The organism is Thiohalobacter thiocyanaticus, assembly GCF_003932505.1.
GTDB lineage: Bacteria > Pseudomonadota > Gammaproteobacteria > Thiohalobacterales > Thiohalobacteraceae > Thiohalobacter > Thiohalobacter thiocyanaticus.
On record NZ_QZMU01000001.1, the window covers coordinates 2,965,022 to 2,989,437 of the forward strand.

The following is a 24,416-nucleotide window of genomic DNA, read 5'->3' on the forward strand; positions in this document are numbered from 1 at the left end:
CACTGGGTGGGATATCCATGACCGTACGTACCCGCTTTGCCCCCAGCCCGACCGGCTTCCTGCACATCGGCGGTGCCCGCACGGCGCTGTTCTCCTGGCTCTATGCCCGCAAGCACGGCGGCAGTTTCGTGCTGCGCATCGAGGATACCGACCTCGAGCGCTCCACCAAGGAGTCGGTCAACGCCATCCTCGAGGGCATGACCTGGCTGGGGCTGGAATACGACGAGGGCCCCTTCTATCAGACCGAGCGCTTTGACCGCTACAAGGTCATCGTCGACCAGTTGATCGAATCCGGTCACGCCTATAAATGTTACTGCAGCAAGGAACGATTGGAGCAACTGCGCGAGGACCAGATGGCGCGCAAGGAAAAGCCGCGCTACGACGGTCACTGCCGGGATCTGAGCTCACCGCCGTCGCCGGATGCGCCCTACGTGATCCGCTTTCGCAACCCGCAGGAAGGCCAGGTAGTGGTCGATGACCTGATCCGCGGCCGGGTGGTGTTCAACAACAGCGAGCTGGATGACCTGATCATCGCCCGCACCGATGGCTCGCCAACCTACAACCTCACCGTGGTGGTGGACGATTCCGACATGGATATCACCCACGTCGTCCGCGGCGATGATCACCTGAATAACACCCCGCGCCAGATCAACATACTGCGGGCGCTCGGGGTGGAACCGCCGGTCTATGCCCATGTGCCCATGATCCTGGGCCACGACGGCAAGCGTCTGTCCAAGCGTCACGGTGCGGTGAGCGTCATGCAGTACCGGGAGGAGGGCTACCTGCCCGAGGCCCTGATCAACTACCTGGTGCGTCTGGGCTGGTCCCATGGTGATCAGGAGATCTTCTCGGTCGAGGAGATGATCGAGCTGTTCGATATCCCTGACATCAACAAGGCCGCGTCCAGCTTCAATCCCGAGAAGCTGCTATGGCTGAATCAGCACTACATCAAGAGCAGCGACCCGCAGCACGTGGCGCGGCATCTGAGCTACCACTTCAGTAAACTGGACGTGGACCCGGCACCGGCGCCTGAGCTGAGCCAGGTGGTGGTGGCCCAGCAGGAACGGGCCAGGACTCTGGTGGAAATGGCACAGAACAGCGTCTTCTTCTATCGCGACATCGAGGGCTACGACGAGAAGGCGGCGAAGAAGAACCTCAAGGCCGAGGCCCGTGAGCCACTGGCGAAGCTGCGCGAGCGGCTGGGGGCGCTGGAGCCCTGGGAGCAGGAGGCAATCCACCGGACGGTGAGCGAGGTGGGCGAGGCGCTGGACCTGAAACTGGGCAAGGTGGCCCAGCCGCTGCGGGTGGCCGTCTCCGGCGGGCCGGTCTCGCCGCCCATCGACGTTACCCTCTACCTGCTCGGCCGCGAGCGTACCCTGGCGCGCATCGACCAGGCGCTGGAATACATCGACCGCCAGTCCGGTTGAGTTTGCTGATCCAGATCATGACGCCCCGTCGCTGCCTGGCCTATAAATAAGGTCAGGGATGACCCGAAGCGCAGAGAGGAGGGCAGGATCATGAGCCGAACCTGGGTAATAGTAGCCGAGAGCAGCCGGGCGAAGATCTACGAGGCTGAGACCGCGGCAGCGGATCTGGTCGAACGCGAGGATATGGTGCATCCGGAAGGCCGCCTGCATGAACGCGACCTGGTCAGTGACCGGCCCGGCCATGACAGCGGCGAGGCCGGAAGCGGCCCGCATGTGCTGGATGAGCACACCCCGGCGCATATCGAGGAGATGCACAGGTTCGCGCGCGAGATCGCCGGACGTCTGGAGCAGGGCCTGAACGACAAGGCCTATGACCGGCTGGTGCTGGTCGCCCCGCCCAAGTTTCTTGGTGCGCTGCGGGACGCGCTCCCGCAGGGTGTGGCCGGTCTCGTAGCCGAGACCCTGCACAAGGATCTGGTCCAGCACAGTACCGAAGAGGTGCGACAGCAGGTCCAGACGCTGCTTTGACCATAAGTAAAGACTTATGGTCTATATCTCGGATATTTATTTATTCTGATCGTTCATCTGGGGCAGAATAGCGGACTGAATTCTCTGTCAAGCCGCTACTGGAGGTTGCCTCAATGGCCCTGGTGAACATGAAAGACATGCTCGAGCATGCCCACCGCAACGGCTATGCCGTCGGTGCCTTCGACCTGGTCAGCCTGGATTTTCTCCAGGGCATCCTCGACGGTGCCGAGCGCTGCGAGGCGCCGGTGATCCTCAGCCTGGCCGAATCCCACTTCGAATACTTCGACTTCGAAATCATCATGCCGGCGGTCGAGGCCGCCGCACGGCGTGCCAATGTGCCCGTGGCCATTCATCTGGATCATGGCGCTTCGCTGGAAAGCGCCGTGGCGGGTATCCGTCTGGGCTGCAACGGCGTCATGGTGGATGCCTCCACCCAGCCGTTCGAGGAAAACGTCAGCTATACCCGCAGGATCGTCGACATGGCGCATGCCTGCGGCGTCCCGGTGGAAGGCGAGCTGGGCTATGTCGCCGGGGTCGAGGGTGAGGACGCCGAACGTCATCCGGGCGAGGTGATCTACACCTCGGTGGAGGAGGCCAGCGAGTACGTCGAACGTACCGACGTGGATTTCCTGGCCGTGTCCATCGGTACCGTGCACGGCCGCATGCGCGGCGAGCCGCAGCTGGATATCGAGCGCCTGGGCCGGATCAACCAGGCGCTGGGTATCCCGCTGGTGATCCACGGCGGCACCGGGCTCAGCGACGCCCAGTTCACGTCCCTGATCGGGAATGGCGTCACCAAGATCAACTATTATACCGCGCTGTCCGATGCCGCCGCCCGCTGCATCCGTGCCAATGCCGAAGCCGACAGCGGCTGCGGCTACACCGGCCTGGTCAGGGGCGCCACGGCCGCCATCCAGGACGAGGTCGAGCGCTGCATCCGGCTGTGGGGCGGCGCCGGCCGGGCGGAGTCCATACTGGCCGAGGCCGCGCCCTGGCAGGAGGTCGAGCATGTCATCGTCTACAACACCGAGGGCGCCGACGTCCAGCAGGTCGATGAGCTGATGACCATCGGTCGCGATACCCTGAGCCGGATCCCCGGTGTGCGGCGGGTATTCACCGGCAATGCACTGCAGGAGGAGGCGAAGTACCGCCACTGCTGGTTGGTGCGTTTCTGCCATCCTTCGGTAGTCGAGAGCTACAAGGTCCATCCCGACCACCAGGCCTATGCCGACACCCATTTCCGGCCGGTGGCGGGGGATCGCATCAGCATCGATTTCGAGGATGCGGGGTGAAGATCAGGAGCGCCACGGAATACACGGACGATATATTCTGTCAGGAGGATGAAAGAAATTTTCATCGTCATTCCGGCGAAGGCCGGGATGACGAGAATACCGTAACAGCTTCAATGACTGATTATTGTCGGGTTACGCTACGCTAACCCGACCTACGTCCTACCGCCTGGTTTGTTTCAGCAGCTTGCGCAACGCGGTCAATGACCGGGTATTCAGCACGTCGTCCTTTTCCAGCCAGCCGCGCCGGGCCTGACCGATGCCGAAGCGGAGATTGTCGAACTCCGCGGGGCTGTGGGCGTCCGAATTGATGCTCACCAGCACCCCTTCCTCCTTCGCCAGCCGGCAGTGGCTATCCAGCAGGTCCAGCCGGTCCGGGTTGGCGTTCAGTTCCAGGTAACAGCCGCGTTGCGCGGCCTGGCGGATGATGCGTTCCATGTCCACGGCGTAGGGCTCGCGGCTGTCGATCAGCCGGCCGCTGGGATGGGCCAGCAGGGTGAAGTGGGGGCTGTCCATGGCCCGCAGAATACGCTCGGTCTGCTGCTTCCGGCTGAGGTTGAAGTTGCTGTGCACGGCGCCGATGACCAGGTCCAGCCGTTCGAGTACATCATCGGACAGATCCAGGCCGCCGTCCTTGAGAATATCCGCCTCGATCCCGCTGAGCAGGGTGATGTCATCGAGTTCATCGTTCAGTTTCGCGATGGCATCCACCTGCTTGAGCAGCCGGTCGCTGTCCAGGCCATGCGCGACGGCCAGGTTTTTCGAATGCTCCGTGATCGCCAGGTATTCCAGACCCTGCTCGCGCGCGGCCTCGGCCATGGCCCGGAGCGAGCCCTGGCCGTCGCTGGCTCTGGTGTGACAGTGCAGGTCGCCACGCAGATCATTGAGTTTGACCAGCTGCGGTAATTTACCCTCGCGCGCGGCCTCGATCTCGCCGCGGTTCTCGCGCAGCTCGGGTTCGATGTAAGCCAGGCCGAGCTTTTTGAACAGGCTGACCTCGGTCTCGCCGGCGATGCGTTTGTCGCCCTCGTACAGGCCGTATTCGTTGACCTTCCAGCCGCGCTTCTGGGCGATGCGGCGCACGGCGATGTTGTGCGCCTTGCTGCCGGTGAAGTAGTACAGGGCCGCACCATAGCTGACCTTCGGCACCACCCGCAGGTCCACCTGCAGGCCGTTGGTCAGGATCACGGTGGCGCGGGTGCTGCCGCTGGAGACGACCGTGTCGATGTCCTCGTAGCCGGTGAAGTGTTTTAATTCGCCTGCCTGCCGTCGCGGGCGATGACCAGAATGTCCAGATCGCCCACCGTCTCCTTCGCCCGCCGGTAGCTGCCGGCGATGACCACCTGTTCGATGTCCTTGCCACCCTCCAGCCAGGTCTGCAGCGGTTCGGCGTAACGGGCCGCCTCGGCCAGCTTGAAGCGGCGCTCGCTGTCGCGGTGTTTTTCGACCGCCTCCAGGATACGCGCCTCGGTCTTGGGCCCGAAGCCCGACAATTCGCGGATCTCACCGTCGCGGGCGGCGCGCTGCAGCTGTTCCAGATTCTGGATGTCCAGATCGTGATACAGGGCATGCACCCGCTTCGGGCCGATGCCGGGCAGGCGCAGCAGTTCGCCCAGATCGGGCGGCACCTTCCTGCGCAGCTTCTCCAGGGCGCGGCAGCGACCGGTGTCCAGGATTTCCTCGATCTTGGCGGCCAGGTCCTTGCCGATGCCGGGGAAGTCGGTGAGGTCCTCTCCGGCATCGCGCATCCGGCGCACGTCCTTGTTCAGCGCCCGCAGGTTGCGCGCCGCGTTGCGGTAGGCGCGGATGCGGAAGGGGTTGTCGCCCTCGATCTCCAGCAGGTCGGCGATCTCGTCGAAGATTTCCGCGATCTGTTCGTTGTCGGAGGGCATGGTTCACCTATTTATAAAGAGCGCCACGGAATACACGGAAAACACGGACAATATATATTGTGTTAGGTGGATGAATGAAATCTTCATCGTCATCCCGGCGCAGGCCGGGATCCAGTGACCATGACGGTATCTGGATTCCCGCCTTCGCGGGAATGACGGGTAACGGGTGAATGGCAGTTGTATTGCAATATGTCTTTTCCGTGCTTTCCGTGTATTCCGTGGCGCTCTTGATCTTCTAGCCTTTGATACAGATCAACGGCCGCAGCCGCGCCACCTTGCGCGCCAGGCCGGCATGTTCTGCGGCCTCGACCACGGCGCTGACATCCTTGTAGGCACCCGGGGGCCTCCTCGGCCACGCCGCGGTAGGAGTGACTGCGGATCAGGATGCCGCGGCCGGCCAGTTCATCGATCAGATCCTCGCCGCGCCAGCGTTTGGTGGCCTGGTGACGGCTCATGGCACGGCCGGCGCCGTGGCAGGCCGAGGCGAAGGATTTGCCTTCGCTGGTCGTCATCCCGGCCAATATATAGGAGGCCGTGCCCATGGAGCCGCCGATCAGCACCGGCTGGCCGGTATGCTGGAAGGTATCCGGCAGTTCCGGGTGGCCGGGTCCCAGCGCCCGGGTCGCGCCCTTGCGGTGCACGAACAGGCGGCGGGTTTCGCCGTCGACTGCATGGGTCTCCTCCTTGCAGGTGTTGTGCGAGACGTCATAGATCAGCTGCAGGGTCGGCCTCGGGCAGGACATGTTCGAAGACCTCGCGGGTCAGGTGCGTCAGGATCTGGCGGTTGGCCAGCGCACAATTGATGCCGGCACGCATCGCGCCCAGATAGCGTTTCCCCAACGGCGAGGTCAGCGGGGCGCAGGCCAGTTCGCGGTCGGGCAGGGTGATATGGTATTGCTGGGCGCTCAGTGCCATTTCGCGCAGGAACTCGGTGCCGATCTGGTGGCCCAGTCCGCGCGAGCCGCAATGGATGCTGACCACGACCGCATCACGCTGCAGGCCGAAGGCGGTGGCGGCCTCGGGATCGTAGATCTCGCTCACCGCCTGCACTTCCAGATAATGATTGCCCGAGCCCAGGGTGCCCATCTCGTCGCGCTGACGCCTGCGGGCGCGGTCGGAGACCGCCTCGGGCACGGCGCCGGCCATGCGGCCGTGCTCTTCGATGCGTTCCAGATCCTCGCGCCGGCCGTAGCCCTGGCGCACTGCCCAGTCTGCGCCGCCTTCGAGCATGGCGGTCATCCGGATATCGTCGAGCCGGATGCGGCCGGTGCTGCCCACCCCGGCCGGGATGCGGTAGAGCAGGAAGTCGGCCAGGGTCTCGCGATGCGGCTGCAGCGCGTCCACGCTCAGGCCGGTGGTCAGGGTGCGCACGCCGCAGGAGATGTCGAAGCCCACCCCGCCGGCCGAGACCACGCCGCCCTGATCGGGGTCGAAGGCGGCCACCCCGCCGATGGGAAAGCCGTAGCCCCAGTGCGCGTCCGGCATGGCGTAGGCCGCATTGACGATGCCGGGCAGGGCGGCGACATTGGTCAGCTGCTCCCAGACCTTGTCGTCCATGTCACTGACGAGCTGCCGGTCGGCATACAGGATGCCCGGCACCCGCATGTTGCCCTGCTGCGGGATCTGCCAGGTGGTGTCGTCGAGCTGGGTGAAGCGGTCGGGGTCCATACTATTTCATTGACGGCCACGGAAGTACACGGAAATGAAAGCGACGATTCTGGTTGTCGCCATCCGCTTTTCTCGTCATCCCGGCGAAGGCCGGGATCCAGAAGCCGCCGCGGTCACTGGATCCCGGCCTTCGCCGGGATGACGGGGTAAATCTGTCTTTCCGTGTGCTTCCGTGGCCATATCATCCTCCAGGGATCGCATTGAAATAACCTTAGACATCCACCACGCACTGCGCCAGCCAGTGCCCGTCATCCTGCTGTCGCACCTCCAGCGCGGTCAGGGTCGCGCCCTTGACCTCCACGGCAGGCTGATGCCGGGCCCGGTCCACCGGCTCACCGCCGAGCCGCGCCCGCAGCATCGGCCCCTCGATGGCGACCTCGAAGCGGGCGAACAGCAGCCCCTCGGTGGCCATGGCATAGACCAGGGCGTTGATCCAGTCCAGGAACAGGAAATCCAGGTCCGGCGCCCGGCAGTCGATGTCGATCCAGCGCAGCGGCCGGACGGCCTCCGGCCGGGTGATCACGGCGGTCAGGGCCGTAGCGGCCCGGGCGAAGGCCTCGGCCGGGGTGGTGCCGAAGCCGCGGATACCGATGTCAGCACCGTGCTGGAAGTGTTCCCAGCCGGCGCCGGGCAGGGCTGTCTCAGTCATCGGCGGCGGGCCCGGCCCGGTCCGGAGACGCCGTGTCGATCAGGGGCACGAACATCACCGGCAGCAGGGTCCGGGAATTCAGCCGGCCCGCGGCATCCTTGTGATAGAGCACCAGTTCCTGGCTGAAGCTTCCGCCCACCGGCGCGATCAGGCGGCCCTGAGGGGCCAGTTGTTCCAGCAGGGCGGCCGGCACCCGTTCGCTGGCCGCCGTGACCATGATGGCATCGAAGGGGGCGGCTTCCGGCCAGCCCAGGCGGCCGTTGCCGATGCGGAGATGCACATTGTCCAGTCCCAGCGCCTGGAGCCGCTCGCGCGCCAGTGCGCCCAGTGTGGCCACCGTCTCGACGCTGTAGACCTCGGCCGCCAGGTGCGCCAGCACGGCGGCCTGGTAGCCGGAGCCGGTACCGATCTCCAGCACCCGTGACGCCGGCGTAAGCGCCAGGCACTGGTTCATCAGGGCGACGATGTAGGGCTGGGAGATGGTCTGGCCCTCGCCGATGGGCAGCGGATGGTTGCCATAGGCCTGGTGGTGCAGATGGCCGGGCAGGAAGTGCTCGCGCGGCACGGCTTCCAGCGCGGCCTTAACCCGGGCATCCAGCTGCGGGCAGCCGGTCATGTCGCCGGTATAGGCAAACTCGCGCTCGATCTCGCGCAGCAGCTGGGCACGGGCCTGGCTCAGGGTGGTGTCAGTCATCATTTCAAGTATAGGCCCCTGTGCCAGGACACGGTCAGTGATGCGGCCGGGTCTGATCCAGCTCAAGCCGGCGCGATACGGGGTTCGGCGGCGGGCAGGGGGATTTGCTAGCATAGACAGTTCATTCAATACCACGGATCCGCCATGACCCACCCGACACCCCTGCCGGCCGCACAGTTGCGTGCCCTGTGTGATCCGCAGCAGTTCGACTTCCGCACCACGGATGAGCTGGAGCCGCTGAGCGGGATGGTCGGCCAGACGCGGGCGCTGGAGGCGATCCGCTTCGGCGTGGGCATCGACAACCACGGTTACAACCTGTTCGTGCTGGGCCCGCCCGGCGTGGGCAAGCAGACCGCGGTACGCAATTTCCTGCACGAAGCGGCGGCCACCGCGCCCGCGCCGCCGGATATCTGCTATGTCAACAATTTCACCGACAGCTACCAGCCGCGGCTGATCCGGCTGCCGGCCGGCATGGGCGCGCGCTTCCGCCGCGAGATGCTGCATCTGCTGGAAGAGCTGCGCGGGGCCCTGCCCTCGGCCTTCGAGAGCGAGCAATACCAGCATGCGCTCAAACGCATCGAGGACGAGTTCGATCAGCGCGAGCAGCAGGCCATGCGCGACTTCGCAGAACGCTGCGAGGCGCAGCAGGTCAAGCTGATCCAGCGTCCGGGCGAGTTCACCTTCGCCCCCATCCATGAGGGCAAGGTCCTTGATGCCGAGGGTTTCTCCAAACTGCCCCGGGACGAACAGCAGCGCATCGAAGAGCTGATCCGGGGGCTGGAGCTGGAACTGCAGGACCTGCTGCAGAGCAGCATTCCGCAATGGCGCCGCGAGCGGCGCGAGCGCATCCGCCAGCTCAACTACGAGTTCACCCGCCAGGCGGTGGGCGGCTACATCGACTCCCTGCGCAACGATTACAAAACGTTTCCCGCCATCCGGGCGCACCTGGACGCGGTCGAGCAGGACGTGATCGAGAACGTCGGCCTGTTCCTGCGCCAGGAGGACGGGCCCATGACGCCGGAGGAGTTCATGCACGGCCCGCTCAAGCGCTACGGCGTGAACCTGCTGGTCGAGCACGAGGACGGGCAGGGCGCGCCGGTGATCTATGCCGACAATCCCACCTATGCGCAGCTGTTCGGGCGCATCGAGCACGTTTCACAGATGGGCGCCTTGATGACGGATTTCACCCTGATCCGCGCCGGGGACCTGCACCGGGCCAACGGCGGCTATCTCATCATCGACGCCCGCCGGCTGCTGCTCCAGCCCTTCGCCTGGGAAAACCTGAAACGGGTGCTGGAATCCCACGAGCTGAAGCTGGAGTCCCTGGGCCAGTCGCTGAGTCTGATCAGCACCGTCTCGCTGGAGCCCGAGCCGGTGCCGATGAACCTCAAGATCGTGCTGCTGGGCGATCGGCTGCTGTACTACCTGCTGTATGAATACGATCCCGACTTCGGGGAGCTGTTCAAGGTGGCGGCCGATTTCGAGGACGACATCGAACGCAGCCCGGAGAATCACGAGCTGTTCGCCCGCCTGATCGCCACCCTGGCGCGCAAGCACCAGCTGGCCCCCTTCGAGCGCGAGGCCGTGGCGGCGGTGATCGACTACAGCGCGCGCGAGTCCGCCGATCACACGCGCCTGTCCATGCACATGCGCAGCATCGCCGACCTGATGCAGGAGGCCGCCTACCGGACCACCCGGCGCAGTGCGGCGACCGTCAGTGCCGAAGATGTGCGTACGGCCATCACCGCCCGCATCGAGCGGGTGGCCCGGCTGCGCGACCGCATGCTCGACGAGATCCGCAAGGGCGTGGTGCACATCGACACCGACGGCAGCGTGACCGGTCAGGTCAACGGCCTGACCGTGCTGGAACCGGGCAACTTCCGCTTCAGCCTGCCGGTGCGCATCACCGCCGTGACCCGTCTGGGCGAGGGCGAGGTGGTGAATATCGAGCGCGAGGTCGAACTCAGCGGCCCGATTCACTCCAAGGGTGTATTCATCCTGTCCAGTTATGTGGGCATGCGTTTCCTGCCCGAGCAGCCCCTGTCGCTTACTGCCAGCCTGGCCTTCGAGCAGTCCTATGGCGGCATCGAGGGCGACAGCGCATCATTGGCTGAACTGTGCGCGCTGCTGTCATCGCTGGCCCGGCTCGGTCTGCGCCAGGACCTGGCCCTGACCGGTTCGGTGGACCAGTACGGTAACGTTCAGGCCATCGGCGCGGTGAACGAGAAGATCGAGGGCTTCTTTGACCTGTGCCTGGCCCGCGGCCTGACCGGCCGCCAGGGCGTGATCATCCCGGCCAGCAACGTGGCACACCTGATGCTCAAGCCGGAAGTGGTGGCGGCGGCCAAGCGCGGCGAGTTCGCTGTCTATCCGGTCGCGCATGTGGATGCCGCCCTGGAACTGCTCACGGGCCTGCCCGCCGGCACGGCCGACGACAGCGGGCTGTTCACCGAGGACAGTGTGAACCGCGCCATCCAGGAACGCCTGGCCGAGTTCGTCGCCATCCGCCAGGCCTTCGGCCAGCACAAGGACGAACCCGAGCCCGAGGTTCCAAGCCTCCCCTCCGGTTCCGACAACGGCTGATCCCGTGGAAAGCCCCTCTCCCCGCCGGGGAGAGGGGTTGGGGTGAGGGGATGAAGTGTCTGATTCAAGCGCCATTCGGACCGCCCCAGTATTGACACCCCGCCGGCGCTGGCGTAAAGTTCGCGCTTCGTTTTCGGGGCTATAGCTCAGCTGGGAGAGCGCCTGCATGGCATGCAGGAGGTCGGCGGTTCGATCCCGCCTAGCTCCACCAAACACCACGAGTGGTCTCAGCAAACCATGCACCGATTCGGCCGCTTCCTGGCCTGGCTGGGCGCCGTCCTGGTCATGGTCGGACTGATCGGGGGCTTCACCGCCCTGTTCATGGATGCCGACAGCAACGCCGTACGGTTGCTGACTCTGGTCCCACTCGGCTTTGCCGGACTGCTGAGCGGGATCGTCATCACCCAGCTGCACCGGCCGGCAGACGGCAACTAGCACCAAGTTCCGTCCCCATCGTCTAGAGGCCTAGGACACCGCCCTTTCACGGCGGCGACAGGGGTTCGACTCCCCTTGGGGACGCCATATAAATCAGGGAGTTACTACGGAAGCCAAAGGATTGACGAGGTTCCGGGTAATTTCCGGGTAACATGTTCACCGCCAGCATCGCCCCCCCCCGCACGGCCGCCCTCATGCGCGCCTGCCGCCAGGGCCACAGCGCCGCCTCCGGGCGGCGTTGTCTTGTCAGCCCACAAATCAGACTTGCCCGCCGCCTCCGCCTGTCTCTCGTCGGCTTCCTGTTCCTCGGGATAGAATCGAAACGACCCACAGGAGGACTCAGCCATGGCAAAAATGAAAATCATCGCCGGTGACCTGCCGCAGGGCGCATGGGCGCTGCACTTCGGCATCCTGTCCAATCCCAGCACGCCCGATCATCCGTTCAAGGGCGAGAGCCTGAATCTCCAGGAGGAGATCGCGTCGCTGGAGCTGGTGACCGAGCAGAACAAGAAGCGCGTCGTCGGCACCCTGGGAGGCGGTGTCGCGGGCGCTGTGCTGCTAGGGCCGGTCGGGGCCATCGGTGGCCTGCTGATCGGCGGTAATGGCAAGCAGGTCACTGTCTCCTGCTCGCTCAAGGATGGCCGCCGGTTCCTGGCGACCACGGACAGCAAGACCTACCAGAAGCTGCTGTCGATGACCTACTGAGTCGGGTTGCCGAACCCTCCGTCCTGCCGACAGAGGGATGGGGGGCCATGGCTGGATCCTGGAGCGAAGCCTGAGCAGCTGCAGGCGCTTCTGCAGCCTGTCTCGGCAGAGGGTTGGGAAGGCTACCCGGTGGGCTACTACACCCGGGAAGATTCACCAAAAGCGATTCAATCTGTAGGTGTTTCATCGACAATGTGATGTGCAAGCCGAGTGGATAGGCGTGCGCCATCGGGGTAAAATTTCCTTCACAAGAACCAAGAAGAAAAGAAGGAAACCCGCAAAATGTCGACTGCCAAAGACAGGCTTTCTGCTGCCTGTAAGATCCTTGCTGATGGCAATGGACCGCTCAGATTGAGACTCCATGACGCCTTCGTCTACCACCTCATGCTCGTGCACCGTACGGAACTCCCGGAGGGCTGCCAGGAACTCTTCGACCACGTTCACTCACGAATGACGTGTACCGCCAGTGATAGAGGATCCCGCGACCTGGTGGCGGACTCCCTAATGGAGATGTCAGATCAGGAGGTGGAAGAGGTAGCCGAAAAGATCAGGACCCTGCATTCAATCCTTCTTGGGCTGTAATCTGGCTGGCCGCAGCAAGGCCCCAGGGCTGATACGGGCCGACTGTCAGGTATTCAGAGGCAGGATCCCGACCACCGTCAGCTGCCCATGCAGCCAATACTGGCCGTTATTCAGAAGGCTGTAGTATTTGCCCAGCGAGACGCGCAGATCCTTTGCCTTCTGTGTCACTGTGCCTCGGTCAAGGTAGTGCTTTACCACCACTTCGCGCAGGTGCTCAGGACACTGGCTGACGCTGCGTTCGATAGTTTCCTCAAGCGGGGCATCGTGGCTGTAGCTGTGGTACTGATTCCGGATAGCCGCGCCGGTAATGCCTTCATCCATGACCCGGCCCAGGGTGGTGCGGGCAGCATAGCCCAGGCCGCCATCGTCACGCGCCGCCGCCCAAGTGGCCCAACGTTGCATGACCTGTTCGAGTTCTCGAATCGGGTTATCTGTTGCCATGAGACTGCCCTTGGCGGTGCCCTGCTCAACCATAGCGGGACAGGGAGGGAAATTATAGCCCCGCCACAGGGGCGGGGCAGGTGCAGGATGAAAGGGATCGGGATTACTGGGTTGCTTGTGCCCCATCAGCGGGGCTGTCTCCTTTCCCGTAATCGCCTTCAGACAGGTCTGTGCCGATACGTGCCAGCCTATCCCCAAGCGCATCAGCTCTCTCGATATTGTTCGAGATCGACCACAGGAGCGCGGAAACGGCCTGCTTGCTCATCGAAGCGAAGTCGTCGTTTCCGGTCAGGACCAACAGCGTCTGTCTGGCCTGCTCCAGCTCCATGCTTACGGCGTTAGTGAGATCGAAGAAACTAGAGGCTTCATCAACCTTGACGCAATGCCCGCGTAGTTGCTCATTCATGCTGTGCCCTCCTGATCCTCAACCTTAACGGCAGGCCCGGAGTCGTTCAGCCATGCCAACCAGTCTTTGTAACAGCCCTTACGCGTTAGATCCGGGTCACGGTCAAGACCGGGGATGTTTAAGTCCGATAAGATCTCTAGCGCCACAGCAGCCGCATTGTTCCCCGCTTCTACAACCATGTCGCGGACTTCGAATTGTTCGCCTATTCCGTCATCAGGCTCCTGCGCGGCCTGATACAGTGCGGCGTTCATGCGTGAAACAGCTTCACACAAGGCCAGCAGGGCATGGTCACGGGATACGGTCTTGGTTTCTCTTTCGGTACTCATGATGCGCTCCCTCCTACAATCATGCTGTCCACGATACGGCGCTCAAGCGTATCCATGTCACGGAGCAAGTCCGTCAGCAGTTCCATGGGGGCCTTGGACCACGCAACTGCATCGTGGCCGTCCTCGGCCTGCTGCTGCAGCCAGGATATACCATCGATGGCCTCGATTGTCCGCTGCTTGATGCTTCTGATGTTTGCCAAGGATTCACGGGTCAACTGCGAATCTCCGCTCTTGAAGCCGTTGAGCTTACCCGCTGCGTAGATCAGTTCGCGGAAGGGTTCGGCGTAATTGCTGGGCTCGATGCCCTGGAAGGATTGCTGATCGTTCATGGTGTGTCTCCTATGCTTTTGCTAATTAAGGAAGCCGGGCGCTTAGCAACGGCGCATAGGTGCCGCCCAGAGTATTTACCTTTCGGCTCTTGTATTTCCCTGGGCGCCCGACATAACAGGCAGGAATGGCCCTATCGGGCACAAAAAAACCGCGAGACTGTCGGGTGCGGTGTCCGCCTATGCTTGGGGTTGCTAAGCCCCGTAGTGCTAAAGCTACTCCCAGGCTCATTACGATGTCAAGGGTTTCTGTTTCCGTTTTCCTATCCGTTCTGCCTGCGCCTCGGATGAACAACTGGACGGAGGCTAGTCGTCCCTGTGGTTCAAGTTCATGACGTTATCGCGCATTTCCTGGTATTCGTTCAGCAGCGTCCGTGCATACTCCAGAAGGTCCTGCACACCAGCGCGGACAACAGACAAGGTGGCATCCGTTTCAGTGTCCGCATGCCGATCAATGAATTCCTTCAGACACTCGGCCTCGGCATAGATTTGTTCAACCTTGGCCTGAACCCGCCGGCCCTCGTCTTCTAGTCGCTTAGTGGCGAGATTTGTGATCATCGAAGTCATGCCGCTGCCAGCCTCGTGATGGTTTCCTGCTGATCAGCCACGACACTCCTCAGCTCTTTGACCTCACTGATCAATTCCTTCGTGAGAAAGGCCATTTCTGCATTCCCCTGGCTGATCGTCACGCCGATGTTCTCCAGCGTGGCCTGCGAGCTGTCGCCGCCCTGGCCGACCAGGTTGCTGAGCGTGGCCTGGATGAAGTCGAACCGCTGGAAGAACTGCTCGGTCGAGCCGAACACATCGCGGCTGGCCTGGAGCAGGTTGTCTGCCGCGCGGGTGATGTCTTGGCGGGCCTCAACGTCGCCGCCCCGGGCCTGCTGTAGCAGCCGCTCGAACTCGGATTCGGCATTGGACAGCCGGGCCGTGGGCGACAGCGGAGACCGGCTGCCGCTCGTCAGGTCAGTCAGGAAACGCTCGATGGATGTGTTCGCCCGCTCCAGGTCCTGCTGCAGCTTGCTGGCGGTGTTGTCGCCGAACCGCTCGATGATCTGCTGCCGCTCCAGGGCGCTGAGGCGCTCGACTTCGGCCAGATCCGCCCCAAGGGTCCGGGCATTCTCCAGTCGCCGCTGTGCGGCCTCCTCCTGCTGCTGCAGGGCCAGCTCCAGCGGGTCGGTGATGGCCAGGATCTGCTGCGAGATACTGCGGTTGAAGTCCGTGGTCAGCCGGCGCAGCTCCTCCTGCCGGCGGCGCTCGACCGTGGCCATGCCGAAGCCCAGCTGATCGGCCGCATTAGCCAATTCATCGAACTGGCGGTTCAGCTGCTGGATGGCCTGCTCGGCCTCATTCAGCGGCTCGGCCTCCAGGCCCTGGATCTGGGTGATCATCTGCACGACCTGCTGGGCACGGCTCACCAGGTCGTCGATGTTGTCGCCGCCGCGCGGCACGGAATCCAGCAGGCGCGATGCCTGCCGGTTGCCGCTCAGGCTGTCGATGATGCGCGTCAGGCGGGTCTCGAAGATGCTGAACGCATCCTTGCCCTCGAAGCTGGAGCGGCTGATGAACTGGCTGGTGCCCTGAATCCCGCTGCCGACGCGACTGATCTGCTCCGGCGAGAGCAGCGAGGCCAGCTGCTCGTCCACGGATGCCAGCTGACTGAGGATGTCGCTGGTGTTGAGGTTGCGGCCACGGGTCGGGTTGATGGTGCCGAACGGGGTCTCGAAGGAACGCGCGCCCTTGGTCGGCGGGCCGCCGGTGGTCTCGAAGCCGAGCTTCGTCTTGCCGCCGTCGAAGATGCTGCCGGCCAGTGCGCCTACCGCAAGGCCGATGATGCCGGCCGGCCCGAGTAGACCGGACAGGCTCATCAGGCCGCCGGCGCCGGCACCAAACCCTGGGACGGCCGCACCGAGCCCAGCACCGAGCGCCGCGCCGGTCGTTGTGCTGTCGCCAAGCCCGAGGGCGTTTCCGGCTAGACTGGTGACACCGAACGCCGGCAGGAAGTTGCCGGCAGCCGTGCCGAAGGTGTCCCCCAGCAAGCCGGCGCCGGGGATGTTGAGCCCACCACCCCCGAGCTGCCCCGTGACCTGGCTGATCTGATTCTGGCCCAGCCCCATGCCCCGGCCCATCTGCTGGACCACCGGCACGATGATCGGCTCTGCGATGGCCAGCGTCGCCATCTGCGCCAGCATGTCCTTGAACACGTCCAGCATGCGGTCGCCGAGATCGTCGAAGCCGTCCAGCCCCTCGTCGAAGATGTCGCGGAAGGTGCTGGCGAAGGCGCGCTGGATGCCGCTGGCGGTGTCTTCGAAGATCTGCGCGACCTGCTCGCCTTCCTTGCCCAGATTCTTGGTCTCCTCGGCCGTCTTCTTGACCGAATCGCTCAAGGTCCGGTTGCCGCCCGTGGCGTTGGCGAACTCCTCCTCCAGCCGCTGGACAGCCTCGCTGCTCTCGCCGAAGCCGGCGGCCAGCAGCTGGTTGCGCTCCTCGGCAAACTGCTGGGCTCGGGCCTGGAGCGGGAACAGGCGGTCCATGAGGCTCTGGAGTTCGTTGGCCGCCTTCTTCGCGCTGTCCCCGAGATCGTCAGTCGATCCGCCGGCCTTCTTGTTCTGCTTGTCGAGCTTGTCCAGTTCAGCCTGAACACGCTGCAGCTGCTCAAGCAGTCCGCCGTACTCACTGCCCAGCGCCTTGATTTCATTGATCGCGCCCGTGATGACCGGCTGGGTGTTGGTCTTGGAAATCCGCTCCAGGCGCTCCTGCTGCTGCTGGATCGTCTCGGCAATGCCGGCCATTTCGCTCTGGATGTCAGACGCCAGCGACTCCAGCTGTTCACGGCGCAGGTCCCGCATGCTGCCGGTCAGCCGGTCAACACGCTCAGCCAGGCTCTCTGTCTCGACCGCTGCCGCTTCGGCACTGTCCCGGAACAGGAACATGGCCGTGGCAACGCCGGTAATGGCGACACCCAGCGGGCCGCCCAGGAAGGCCATGGCCCGATTGAGCACGGTCATGGAGGCGGCGGCGGCGCGGGCGGTGACAGAGGCGCGCTGCAAGTTGGTCTGGTGAGCGGCCCAGGCCACGGCCAGATTCCGCACGGCGGCCTGCTGCCTGACCATGCTGCCAGTGCCGAGTTCCATGTTGCGCGCCATGACAAGCTGGGAGCGGGCGGCCTGCAGGTTGAAGGCGCTCTGCTCTGCGAGGGCGCGAGCATTGGCCACGGCGGCGGCCTGGTTGCGAACAAAGCCCGCAGTGGATGAGGCCACGGCGGCGGTAAGTCGGCTGCCAATGGCGATACCGACCACACCGGCCACAGTCGCCAAGGTATCCATGTTTCTGGCTAAGGCATTCAGAGCCTCTGTGGCAGCTCTCACTGAAGCAGTGACATCCGGCTCGATCATTGTGCCGAAGGCTGTAGCCGCCTCGCTGGCAGCGTTTCCGAGTAGATCCAGCTGGGCATTGAGCGCAGATGCCGCTTTCTCGGCTTCCTCATTGAGTGCCGTGTTTCGTTCCCATTCCTCGTTCGCTTTCTGCAGTGCTTCAAAGAGCACATCGGAGCGGGTCGCCAGGGTGCCCAGCACCTGGACCACGCGCACGCCCTCCAAGCCCACAGAGGACAGGGCGGAGGTGACATCGCCGCCGGACTCCTGGATACGCCCCAGCCCCTCGACGAACGCCTGGAACGCCTGCGTCGGGGATTCGGTGAACAGGTCCTGCAACTGGTCAGAGGTCAGGCCCGTGATCTTCTGGAACTGGTCCAGCTCCTGTCCGCCTTGCCGCACCGCGTCATTGATCGACTGGAACGCCCTGCCAATGACAGTGCCGCCGGCTTCGGCCTCAACACCCACCGCGCGCAGGGCCGCCCCGATACCGGCAACCTCAGAGGCGGTGGTCTGGAACTGTGCAGTGGACTGCGCGATACGGGTCGCGGCGGACGCAATCTCGGATTCGGTGGCGGCGAAGTTATTGCCGAGCTGGACCACGGTCGAGCCGAGCCGGTCGACATCGCTCACCGCAGTGCCGGTGACGGTCAGGATCCGGGCCAGTGAGGTCGCGGCCTGCTCGCCGGAGAGATCGGAGGCCAGCCCCAGCTTACCCACCGTCTCGGTGAACCGGGCGATGTTGTCCACGCCCTTCACGCCCAACTGGCCGGCGGCCTGGCCGATCGACAGCAGCTCGGTGGTGGCCACGGGGACGCGGCGGGCGATTTCCTGGACGCGGTTGCCCATTTCCTCCAGGTCACGGCCGGTCAGATCGGCGGTCTTGCCGATGCCGATCAGGCCCTGCTCGAAGGCGGCGAACTCGCGGATGATGCTACCCAGCCCCACGCTCACGCCGATGCCGGCCAGCAGGCCGGTCATGGCACGAAGGGGACCCAGGGTGCGGGAGACGTTGCGCTCAAGGCGCTCGGTGGCGGAAGTGATGCGGCGGGTGCCGCGCTCGGCACGGCTGCCGGCACGGGTGAATTGTTCCAGACGGCGGCTGCCGCGCTCGACCTGATCGGATCGAACAACCAGCGCGAGTTCTGCCAGATCAGCCATTCGTTTAACCCCTGTTAGGATTTAATCTACTTGAGTGAAAACCAATGTCAAACATCATCAAAGTCGTTACCCTTCGGCTGCCCGACAGTGAGAGACGCCCTGCCGCTGGGAGATAGACCCAGTTTGTCCAGGTAGCGACCCAACAGCGTCAGCCGGGTCGTCGGCATCGCTTCAGAGTCGGCGCGGAACTCAGCCAGCAGGACGGCCACCAGCTCAACCTGGTGTTCGTCGGCATTCGTCAGCACGCCGGCCGGGCATCGCTGCACAATCTCTTTCCAGCATCGGCGCTGCGCCTCGGTCAAATGCCGGGGAGCGGCCTTGCGGAATGGCCTGGACGCTTTCGGCTCCTTCGGCCTGGCTCGCTGGGGGTTCGCCTTGAATGATCCGCGCATCTCGAGGATTTGCGTTGCGGTTCTGCGGCCCATATCGGCCTCCTATACTGCTGTAATCCGGGGATTTTCAGTTGTTGCCGTAAAAAGCTGAGACCACCCACGGTCCCTAGAGGCCAGGTCATGGGGATTTGATCCCCCCTTACCCCTTGATTCAATTGAATAAATGCCGGCCGCGCAGTGTGAGGCTGCCGCCGGCGGTCGCGGTTTTTTCGGACACTCACGACTTGTCCGCCAGGGGCGAAGGAACCCCCGGAAAGCCCGCCCGCCGGAGCGGGTAGGGTTATGCTCAGCTCTGGCCGACCAGAACCGCAAAGGGCGACTTCCGGCTGTCAGAGCCGAGGTCGTGGACATTGATGTCGAAACGCTCGGTGCCCTTGACGCCGATCTGGTCTTCTTCCCAGTATTTGTCCGCCGTCGACTGAACCCGGATCCCGCGACGATCACCGAGCGTAGCGGCCTGCTCCAGGTTGCCGAAGGCGACCATCACGGAATCGTTGTAAGTAGCCGCCGCGTCGTCGGCCATCAGGTCGGTGACCTCGATGGGATAGCCCAGGAACATCGGCATGTCGGAATCACCCAGGGTGTTGCGGGTGTTGCCGCCGGCGCCGACCTTGATGGCGTTGAACACCAGTTCCTCGGCCGTCGGGGAGCAGTACCAGCGAGAGCCGGGCTTGGCGTACTTCGGCACGACCGCCATCAGCTTGATCAGATCATCCGAGTCGATCTCGCCCAGGGTGTCGTGACCGGAGGCGGCCTGCACCTTGGCCTTGCCGTGGCTGCCGTCGACCGCCTTGACCAGCGCGCCGGTCATGCCGCCGTAGGTGCTGGTGCCGTCACCCAGGAACGCGCATTCGTCCTCCTTCAGGGCGAAGGCATAAGCGATGTCACTCGCGAACCAGTCAGCCAGCGTAATGATGGCATCCTCGCTGATCTCGGAACTCATCCGGGTCAGCACCATCAGCTTCTTGGCATTCAGCTGCACATTGTCCCAGCTGGCGTCAGATTCAGTGCCAGAGCTGTTCTCGCCGACGAAATGAGCAGCGAGCTTCCCAGTCGAGCGAGGAATATCCACCGCGTTCGAGGTCATGGGCAGCACACGCATGATACGGCGCGCCAACCCATACTGCTCGCGCAGGTCGATGATGGCGTTATCGAGCTCGGTCGGGACCAGGGCGCCGCCTGCTGTATTGGGAGAGGTTCCGGATGCCGCCATGATGTCCGGGTGCAGGCCATGAGACTGGCACCACGTATAGGCCTGGCTGTCCTGCAGCAGCGTGGCCTTGAGCCACTGGCCAGCGGCATAAGCTGCATTCCGGCCCTGGAGGTTGTTGCTGAAGGACTTGAGCGAGACACGTGGCATGGCTGCCTCGATGCGGGGGGTGCCCGCGTCCCCCGGCGGTTCGGCGCTGGGCTGAGTGCGCTGGAAGATCGGCCGGTCGCCGTCCTGCTGGACCAGGTGTACGGGAACGGCGCCATCCTCGAAGCGGGGCGACTGCGGCTTGGCTCGCTCGGCTTCGATCTGCTGGTTGATCTCCTGGGTTTTCGAGACCGCAGCATCGTATTCGCGCTGTTCGTCGGTAGTCAGTTCGCGGTCGTCTGCGTCGGCGGTATCCAGGATAGCCGTTGCGCGGGCCACAACTTCGTTGCGCTGCTGAATCAGGGATTTAATGTTCACTTTGTACCTCCAATCTGTCTGGATCGGAGGCCGCGGCGGGAGATGGTGACAGGCACGCGGCATCCGACCCGGTTCGGGTTCGGTCGATGCAGCCGCGTGCCAGATATCGAAGCTCGGCCGATAAGGGCTCGCAGGTGACGGCAGGTCGGGTTGCACTCGGGCTTCCCGGTTTGCCGTTGCAGCGGGCATCATCCGCTGCTGACTTCATAATGCCATGGCCCATGTGAACGTCAACCCTCAATGCCGCTGCGCTGTCATGGCCTGGACAAGTTTCGCCGGGGACGCGATAACCGCTCGCGCAACAGCATCGCGCAATTGTTCCGCCGTCATGCCTTCTCGCGTATGCCACGGACCATTACCAACACGCCAGGCGGCCGCGTTTTCATGCTGGCAGTGAACAGCTTGCAGTCCCGCAACGGGATGTTCGATGCCGGCGGCGGCACACTCGCTGCACACTCCCGGTGGCGTTTCGCCGCTCAGGTCGACGGCTTGGAACTCCGGTTGCTCACTCATTTCTGTTGTCTCCTGTCGTTTCGGGCCTGTCTTGACCCACTCTCGAAAAGGCCGGCACTCGTAGCCGGTCGACGCGCATCCGGACCAGCCGGCGCAACCGTCGCACGGACAAGCCCGGCAGTACGTCAGCAGGCCCTGCTCCAGGGAGCGGGGTTCGTCGTCAGGGCCTTTGCTCATGCCGCCTGTCCTCCCGCCCGTTGCTTCGGTGCCGCTTGGGACTGTTCCTGCTCATGGTCAGACACTGCCACCGGTTGCACCGGAGCCAGTCGTATGCCGGCCAGCTCATAGACTCGCGTTCTGGCCTCGGCCTCGAGCCCTGCCGCCAGCTGGACCACACGGGCCCCATCTGGTTGTTCCTCCAGGCGCAGTACATGCACGGCCAGTCCTTCCCGCCGCAGTCGGGCTTGGATCTCGCCAATCGTCGGCCGGCGAACGTAATCGCGGCACATCGCCGCATCGGTCCGCGGGCTGACATAGGCGCCCGCCAGTGTGCATTGACTGCCGCGGCGGTGTTGGCAGTAGCCGCAACGCTTACCCATTTGCTCGCCTCCTGTTCATCCCCTCCATCTCCAACACCAGGACATTGCTCCCGGTCCGCTCCGCCAGGCGCTGCAACACCTCCTGGCGAGCCCGGCGGTATGCCTTGAGCTCCTTGCCCGTCAGGCGCTCGGGTCGGGCTGGATCCCATTCGCATACCATCCCGCCCGGGCCGGCTGTGATCTCGACAGTGAGCCGGTGGGAGAGGCGGTAGGTTCGGGTCTCGGCTGCCTCACTCGCCATCGCGGGTACTCCGGTAATCCTCGGGGTCGTGTGTGCGCGCGCACCCCCTATAACCCCCTGCCGAATACGACGCATTCGGCGCAGTAGCGCCTTGCGTCGGATTATTCGGGGCCGCGTCATATTCAATTGACGCATCCGGCGCACCGCCTGAGCCGTTGTGTTTTGCGGATTTCAGCTCCAAGGTGGCGACTGTGTGGCGGTTTGCGCGTCGAATACTGCCCTCGCGTATCTCGCCAATTCGACGCAGGGACTCGACATGACGCCAGAATCGACGCCTCGCGGCCTTCCCGCGCAGGGTTTCGGGCAGGCTTTCGGTGGCGGATAGAACGTGATGGGCGGTCCGTGGGCCCTGTACTGCGGCCGGCACATAATCGCCCGCTGAGGCCACTTCTCGGATGGCAGACAGGATGCCCTGTTGCTCTTCCTGTTCCTGCTGCCGCCGGCTGAATTCGCTGGTGCTTTCGATATGGCCGGTGAACAGCTGGGCAGTGTCATCCCAGCCCAGGATGATGGATTGATCAGAGCGGCCCAGGTTGGATTTCTGGAGGTCCAGGCGCAGCCGTCCTGTGCTTGCTGTGCCTTCGTCGGTCTGTTCGGTCTCGGGGTAGAGATACCAGCGTGCTCGCACTGAGTTGTGCCAGCCGGTCGATCCTGAATAGCCCTCCGAATTGCCACCGGCCTGTGCCGTGAGCTTGTTCACATGGGCGATCAGCAGGACCGCGCCGGTATCCTCGGGGATCAGCGCCAACAGGGCGTTCACGAATTTCTTGACCTCGGACCGGCTGTTCTCGTTGCCCCCGAAGGTATCGGCCACCCCATCCACGATAAGCAGCTCTGCGCCAGTGGTGCGGATGCGTTCTCGCAAGACGGAATAGGCGTGAGTCGTGCAAAGCCCGACGGAGGGATTCGGCGCCATCAGCAGGGTGTCATGGCCGACCAGATCCAGGATATCGAGCTGTCCGGATAACCCGGCCATATCCCAGCCGTGATAGGTGCAGATCCGCCGCAGCCGCCAGTGCAGCACGTTCTCGCGGTCTTCGCAGGACAGGTATAGAACTCGCCGCTGTTGTACCTCTAAGCCGAAAAACGGCTCTCCCAGCGCGCTGCAGGCGGCCAGGTGAAGGGCGTTTGAGGATTTGCTGACGCCGCCATGCCCGGCCAGAAGGGTGGCATACCCGCAGGGCAGCCAATCCGGGATGATCATTGACGGCGGCGCCGGCTCTCGCGTTGCCAGCTCGGATAGATCAAGGGCGGGCGGCCAGCTCGGGGCTTCGTCTGAGCTATCCCGAGCGTCAGGTTCGATGTACTCCATGCCGGCCTGCATGGCATCGGCCAGGGGGCTACTCATGCGGCCTCCCTGGCGATGTCATTCCAGTCGCCTGCTTTGGGAGGCAGAGCCACGGCTGCCTGCCGCCCTGCAGCCGCCCAGCGCCTCGCGCACTCTCGGGCGGCCTGTTCGCCTTTGCCGTGCGGATCCCGGTCGGCATACAGGGTCAGGGCTTCGATGCCCTCCAGCACGGGGAAGGCGGCCAGGTGGCCGGCATCGATGGCGGCCCAGATGGGACGGTGAACACTCGCCACGCTGAGGCCGGTCTCGATCCCCTCAGCCAGGGCCAGGCCGTGTGTCACGGCTTCATCCGGCCACAGGCGAATGACGCCGCCGGCCGTCTTGTGACCCCGGGCCAGCAGGCGGGGTGGGTCGAATATCTTACTGCCGGCAGGATTGATCCATGTCCGGTGTATCGACAGGGGCTTGCAGGTCAGGGTGTCAGTGACCAGGGCCACCAGCGCCGGGGCGGCTTTCTTCTCCGCCGGGTGCCACAAATCGGGATGCCAGCGCAGATCCGCATCCAGCGGCGGCAGTTCGCAGCAGCGGGCTTGCAGATACCGGCCGGCGGTACTGTTCCCGGTAATAGGCTGGGTCTCGCTCCAGATCCGGGCGGCCCATTCGTCCAGGCCCTCGCGGGGCGGTTCGATAGTCCGGGCCGGTGGCGGTGCCTGGTGCCTCTCCTGGCCGCGTGTGCTGCCTGTGGAGCCGCACCGATGGCAGTACCAAACCGCGCCGCCGTTCGGTTCCACGGTGACCGCGGCGGCGGTGTCGCGGGGGCCTCGGTCGCAGACGGGGCAGGCGGTCCGATAGGTTCCCGGCTGGCGGTGCAGGTAGTTGGACAGGTCGATCATGCCGGACCTCGATACAGCCGTTCCAGTGCTCGCAGGTAGGTAGGCGTCGGCTGCTGCTGTTCGTTGCGGCGGGCGCGCTCGACTTCGGAGGCCTTATTGCGCGGCTGCTGCGCGGTGTTTTTCAGGGCCTGGCGGACCTGTGCCGGGGAAGGGGACCGCATGATTCAGCTCGCCCGCTTGATGCAGGGCCGTGCCTCTGCTTCCGGCCGGTCGGCAATCCAACGCTGGACGTCGGACAGTCGCCATCCGACGGACTTATCGGTGATCCGGATGGGCGTGGGGAAGTCGCCGTGACGATAGGCCCGCCACAAGGTTGAGCGGGACATCCCGGTCATCTGCATGACCTCGGCGGTGCGTAGGATTTTATCGGGCTGCTGCATGTTGTGCCTCCA

22 protein-coding genes, 2 tRNA genes and 2 pseudogenes are annotated in these 24,416 nt (G+C 64.1%); 9 read left to right on the forward strand and 17 right to left on the reverse strand.

Features of this window, described 5'->3' with window-relative positions:
* Nucleotides 1-17: 17 nt before the first annotated feature.
* From gltX to D6C00_RS13800, 3 genes are all read left to right on the forward strand, one after another.
* Nucleotides 18-1,427 (forward strand): glutamate--tRNA ligase, encoded by a 1,410-nt coding sequence (gene gltX, locus D6C00_RS13790; RefSeq protein WP_125182235.1) that lies wholly within the window; start codon nt 18-20, stop codon nt 1,425-1,427.
* A gap of 90 nt (nt 1,428-1,517) precedes the next feature.
* On the forward strand, nt 1,518-1,955 hold the full coding sequence (locus tag D6C00_RS13795) for a host attachment protein (protein WP_125182236.1): 438 nt from the start codon (nt 1,518-1,520) through the stop codon (nt 1,953-1,955).
* 113 nt (nt 1,956-2,068) lie between these two features.
* The gene (locus D6C00_RS13800) at nt 2,069-3,247 is read left to right on the forward strand and encodes a ketose-bisphosphate aldolase (RefSeq protein WP_125182237.1); all 1,179 of its coding nucleotides are present in this window, start codon (nt 2,069-2,071) and stop codon (nt 3,245-3,247) included.
* A gap of 159 nt (nt 3,248-3,406) precedes the next feature.
* Here the strand turns inward: D6C00_RS13800 and polX are convergent.
* From polX to D6C00_RS13820, 4 genes and pseudogenes are all read right to left on the reverse strand, one after another.
* A pseudogene (polX, locus tag D6C00_RS16625) lies at nt 3,407-5,136 on the reverse strand (DNA polymerase/3'-5' exonuclease PolX).
* Nucleotides 5,137-5,371: 235 nt separating this feature from the next.
* Nucleotides 5,372-6,804: pseudogene (locus D6C00_RS13810) on the reverse strand (RtcB family protein).
* A 211-nt stretch (nt 6,805-7,015) separates the two neighbouring features.
* Nucleotides 7,016-7,453 carry an archease gene (locus tag D6C00_RS13815; RefSeq protein ID WP_125182238.1) on the reverse strand — a complete coding sequence of 146 codons (438 nt, stop codon included), beginning with the start codon at nt 7,451-7,453 and terminating at the stop codon, nt 7,016-7,018.
* A complete protein-coding gene (locus D6C00_RS13820) occupies nt 7,446-8,150 on the reverse strand; it encodes a protein-L-isoaspartate(D-aspartate) O-methyltransferase (RefSeq protein ID WP_125182239.1) in 705 nt (234 codons plus the stop codon). Before D6C00_RS13820 ends, D6C00_RS13815 begins: the two co-directional genes overlap by 8 nt.
* A 141-nt stretch (nt 8,151-8,291) precedes the next feature.
* On the opposite strand from D6C00_RS13820, the gene D6C00_RS13825 reads away from it, so the two are divergent.
* From D6C00_RS13825 to D6C00_RS13850, 6 genes are all read left to right on the forward strand, one after another.
* Nucleotides 8,292-10,730 carry a Lon protease family protein gene (locus D6C00_RS13825; protein ID WP_125182240.1) on the forward strand — a complete coding sequence of 813 codons (2,439 nt, stop codon included), beginning with the start codon at nt 8,292-8,294 and terminating at the stop codon, nt 10,728-10,730.
* 135 nt (nt 10,731-10,865) lie between these two features.
* Nucleotides 10,866-10,941, forward strand: a tRNA-Ala gene (locus D6C00_RS13830).
* A 26-nt stretch (nt 10,942-10,967) separates the two neighbouring features.
* On the forward strand, nt 10,968-11,165 hold the full coding sequence (locus D6C00_RS13835) for a hypothetical protein (RefSeq protein ID WP_125182241.1): 198 nt from the start codon (nt 10,968-10,970) through the stop codon (nt 11,163-11,165).
* An 11-nt stretch (nt 11,166-11,176) separates the two neighbouring features.
* Nucleotides 11,177-11,252 (forward strand) — tRNA-Glu (locus D6C00_RS13840).
* A gap of 258 nt (nt 11,253-11,510) precedes the next feature.
* Complete coding sequence (locus D6C00_RS15615) at nt 11,511-11,870, forward strand: hypothetical protein (protein ID WP_170165454.1); 360 nt, start codon at nt 11,511-11,513, stop codon at nt 11,868-11,870.
* A 282-nt stretch (nt 11,871-12,152) separates the two neighbouring features.
* Nucleotides 12,153-12,452, forward strand: a complete 300-nt coding sequence (locus D6C00_RS13850) for a hypothetical protein (RefSeq protein WP_125182243.1) — start codon at nt 12,153-12,155, stop codon at nt 12,450-12,452.
* Between the two features lie 45 nt (nt 12,453-12,497).
* Here the strand turns inward: D6C00_RS13850 and D6C00_RS13855 are convergent, their stop codons facing one another.
* The 13 genes from D6C00_RS13855 to D6C00_RS13910 form a co-directional block, all read right to left on the reverse strand.
* Nucleotides 12,498-12,893 carry a hypothetical protein gene (locus tag D6C00_RS13855; RefSeq protein ID WP_148098516.1) on the reverse strand — a complete coding sequence of 132 codons (396 nt, stop codon included), beginning with the start codon at nt 12,891-12,893 and terminating at the stop codon, nt 12,498-12,500.
* Nucleotides 12,894-12,996: 103 nt separating this feature from the next.
* Entirely contained in the window at nt 12,997-13,299 is a 303-nt protein-coding gene (locus D6C00_RS13860) for a hypothetical protein (protein ID WP_125182245.1), read from the reverse strand.
* Complete coding sequence (locus tag D6C00_RS13865; RefSeq protein WP_125182246.1) at nt 13,296-13,625, reverse strand: hypothetical protein; 330 nt, start codon at nt 13,623-13,625, stop codon at nt 13,296-13,298. Before D6C00_RS13865 ends, D6C00_RS13860 begins: the two co-directional genes overlap by 4 nt.
* Nucleotides 13,622-13,954 carry a hypothetical protein gene (locus tag D6C00_RS13870; RefSeq protein ID WP_125182247.1) on the reverse strand — a complete coding sequence of 111 codons (333 nt, stop codon included), beginning with the start codon at nt 13,952-13,954 and terminating at the stop codon, nt 13,622-13,624. Before D6C00_RS13870 ends, D6C00_RS13865 begins: the two co-directional genes overlap by 4 nt.
* Nucleotides 13,955-14,257: 303 nt before the next feature.
* Nucleotides 14,258-14,509, reverse strand: a complete 252-nt coding sequence (locus tag D6C00_RS13875) for a hypothetical protein (protein WP_125182248.1) — start codon at nt 14,507-14,509, stop codon at nt 14,258-14,260.
* Between the two features lie 5 nt (nt 14,510-14,514).
* Nucleotides 14,515-18,483, reverse strand: coding sequence for a phage tail tape measure protein (locus D6C00_RS13880; RefSeq protein ID WP_125182249.1), 3,969 nt, complete (start codon nt 18,481-18,483; stop codon nt 14,515-14,517).
* A 47-nt stretch (nt 18,484-18,530) separates the two neighbouring features.
* A complete protein-coding gene (locus tag D6C00_RS13885; RefSeq protein ID WP_125182250.1) occupies nt 18,531-18,908 on the reverse strand; it encodes a terminase in 378 nt (125 codons plus the stop codon).
* 253 nt (nt 18,909-19,161) lie between these two features.
* On the reverse strand, nt 19,162-20,550 hold the full coding sequence (locus D6C00_RS13890; protein ID WP_158675439.1) for a phage major capsid protein: 1,389 nt from the start codon (nt 20,548-20,550) through the stop codon (nt 19,162-19,164).
* 237 nt (nt 20,551-20,787) lie between these two features.
* Nucleotides 20,788-21,063: a hypothetical protein gene (locus tag D6C00_RS13895; RefSeq protein ID WP_125182252.1), complete on the reverse strand. Its 276-nt coding sequence runs from the start codon at nt 21,061-21,063 to the stop codon at nt 20,788-20,790.
* Nucleotides 21,064-21,832: 769 nt separating this feature from the next.
* Nucleotides 21,833-23,191: an AAA family ATPase gene (locus D6C00_RS13900; protein ID WP_125182253.1), complete on the reverse strand. Its 1,359-nt coding sequence runs from the start codon at nt 23,189-23,191 to the stop codon at nt 21,833-21,835.
* Entirely contained in the window at nt 23,188-24,024 is an 837-nt protein-coding gene (locus D6C00_RS13905) for a DUF7146 domain-containing protein (RefSeq protein ID WP_125182254.1), read from the reverse strand. The genes D6C00_RS13900 and D6C00_RS13905 overlap by 4 nt, the downstream gene beginning before the upstream one ends.
* Nucleotides 24,021-24,185, reverse strand: coding sequence for a hypothetical protein (locus D6C00_RS15535; protein ID WP_158675440.1), 165 nt, complete (start codon nt 24,183-24,185; stop codon nt 24,021-24,023). The genes D6C00_RS13905 and D6C00_RS15535 overlap by 4 nt, the downstream gene beginning before the upstream one ends.
* Nucleotides 24,186-24,188: 3 nt before the next feature.
* Nucleotides 24,189-24,404, reverse strand: coding sequence for a helix-turn-helix transcriptional regulator (locus D6C00_RS13910; protein ID WP_125182255.1), 216 nt, complete (start codon nt 24,402-24,404; stop codon nt 24,189-24,191).
* Nucleotides 24,405-24,416: the final 12 nt, after the last annotated feature.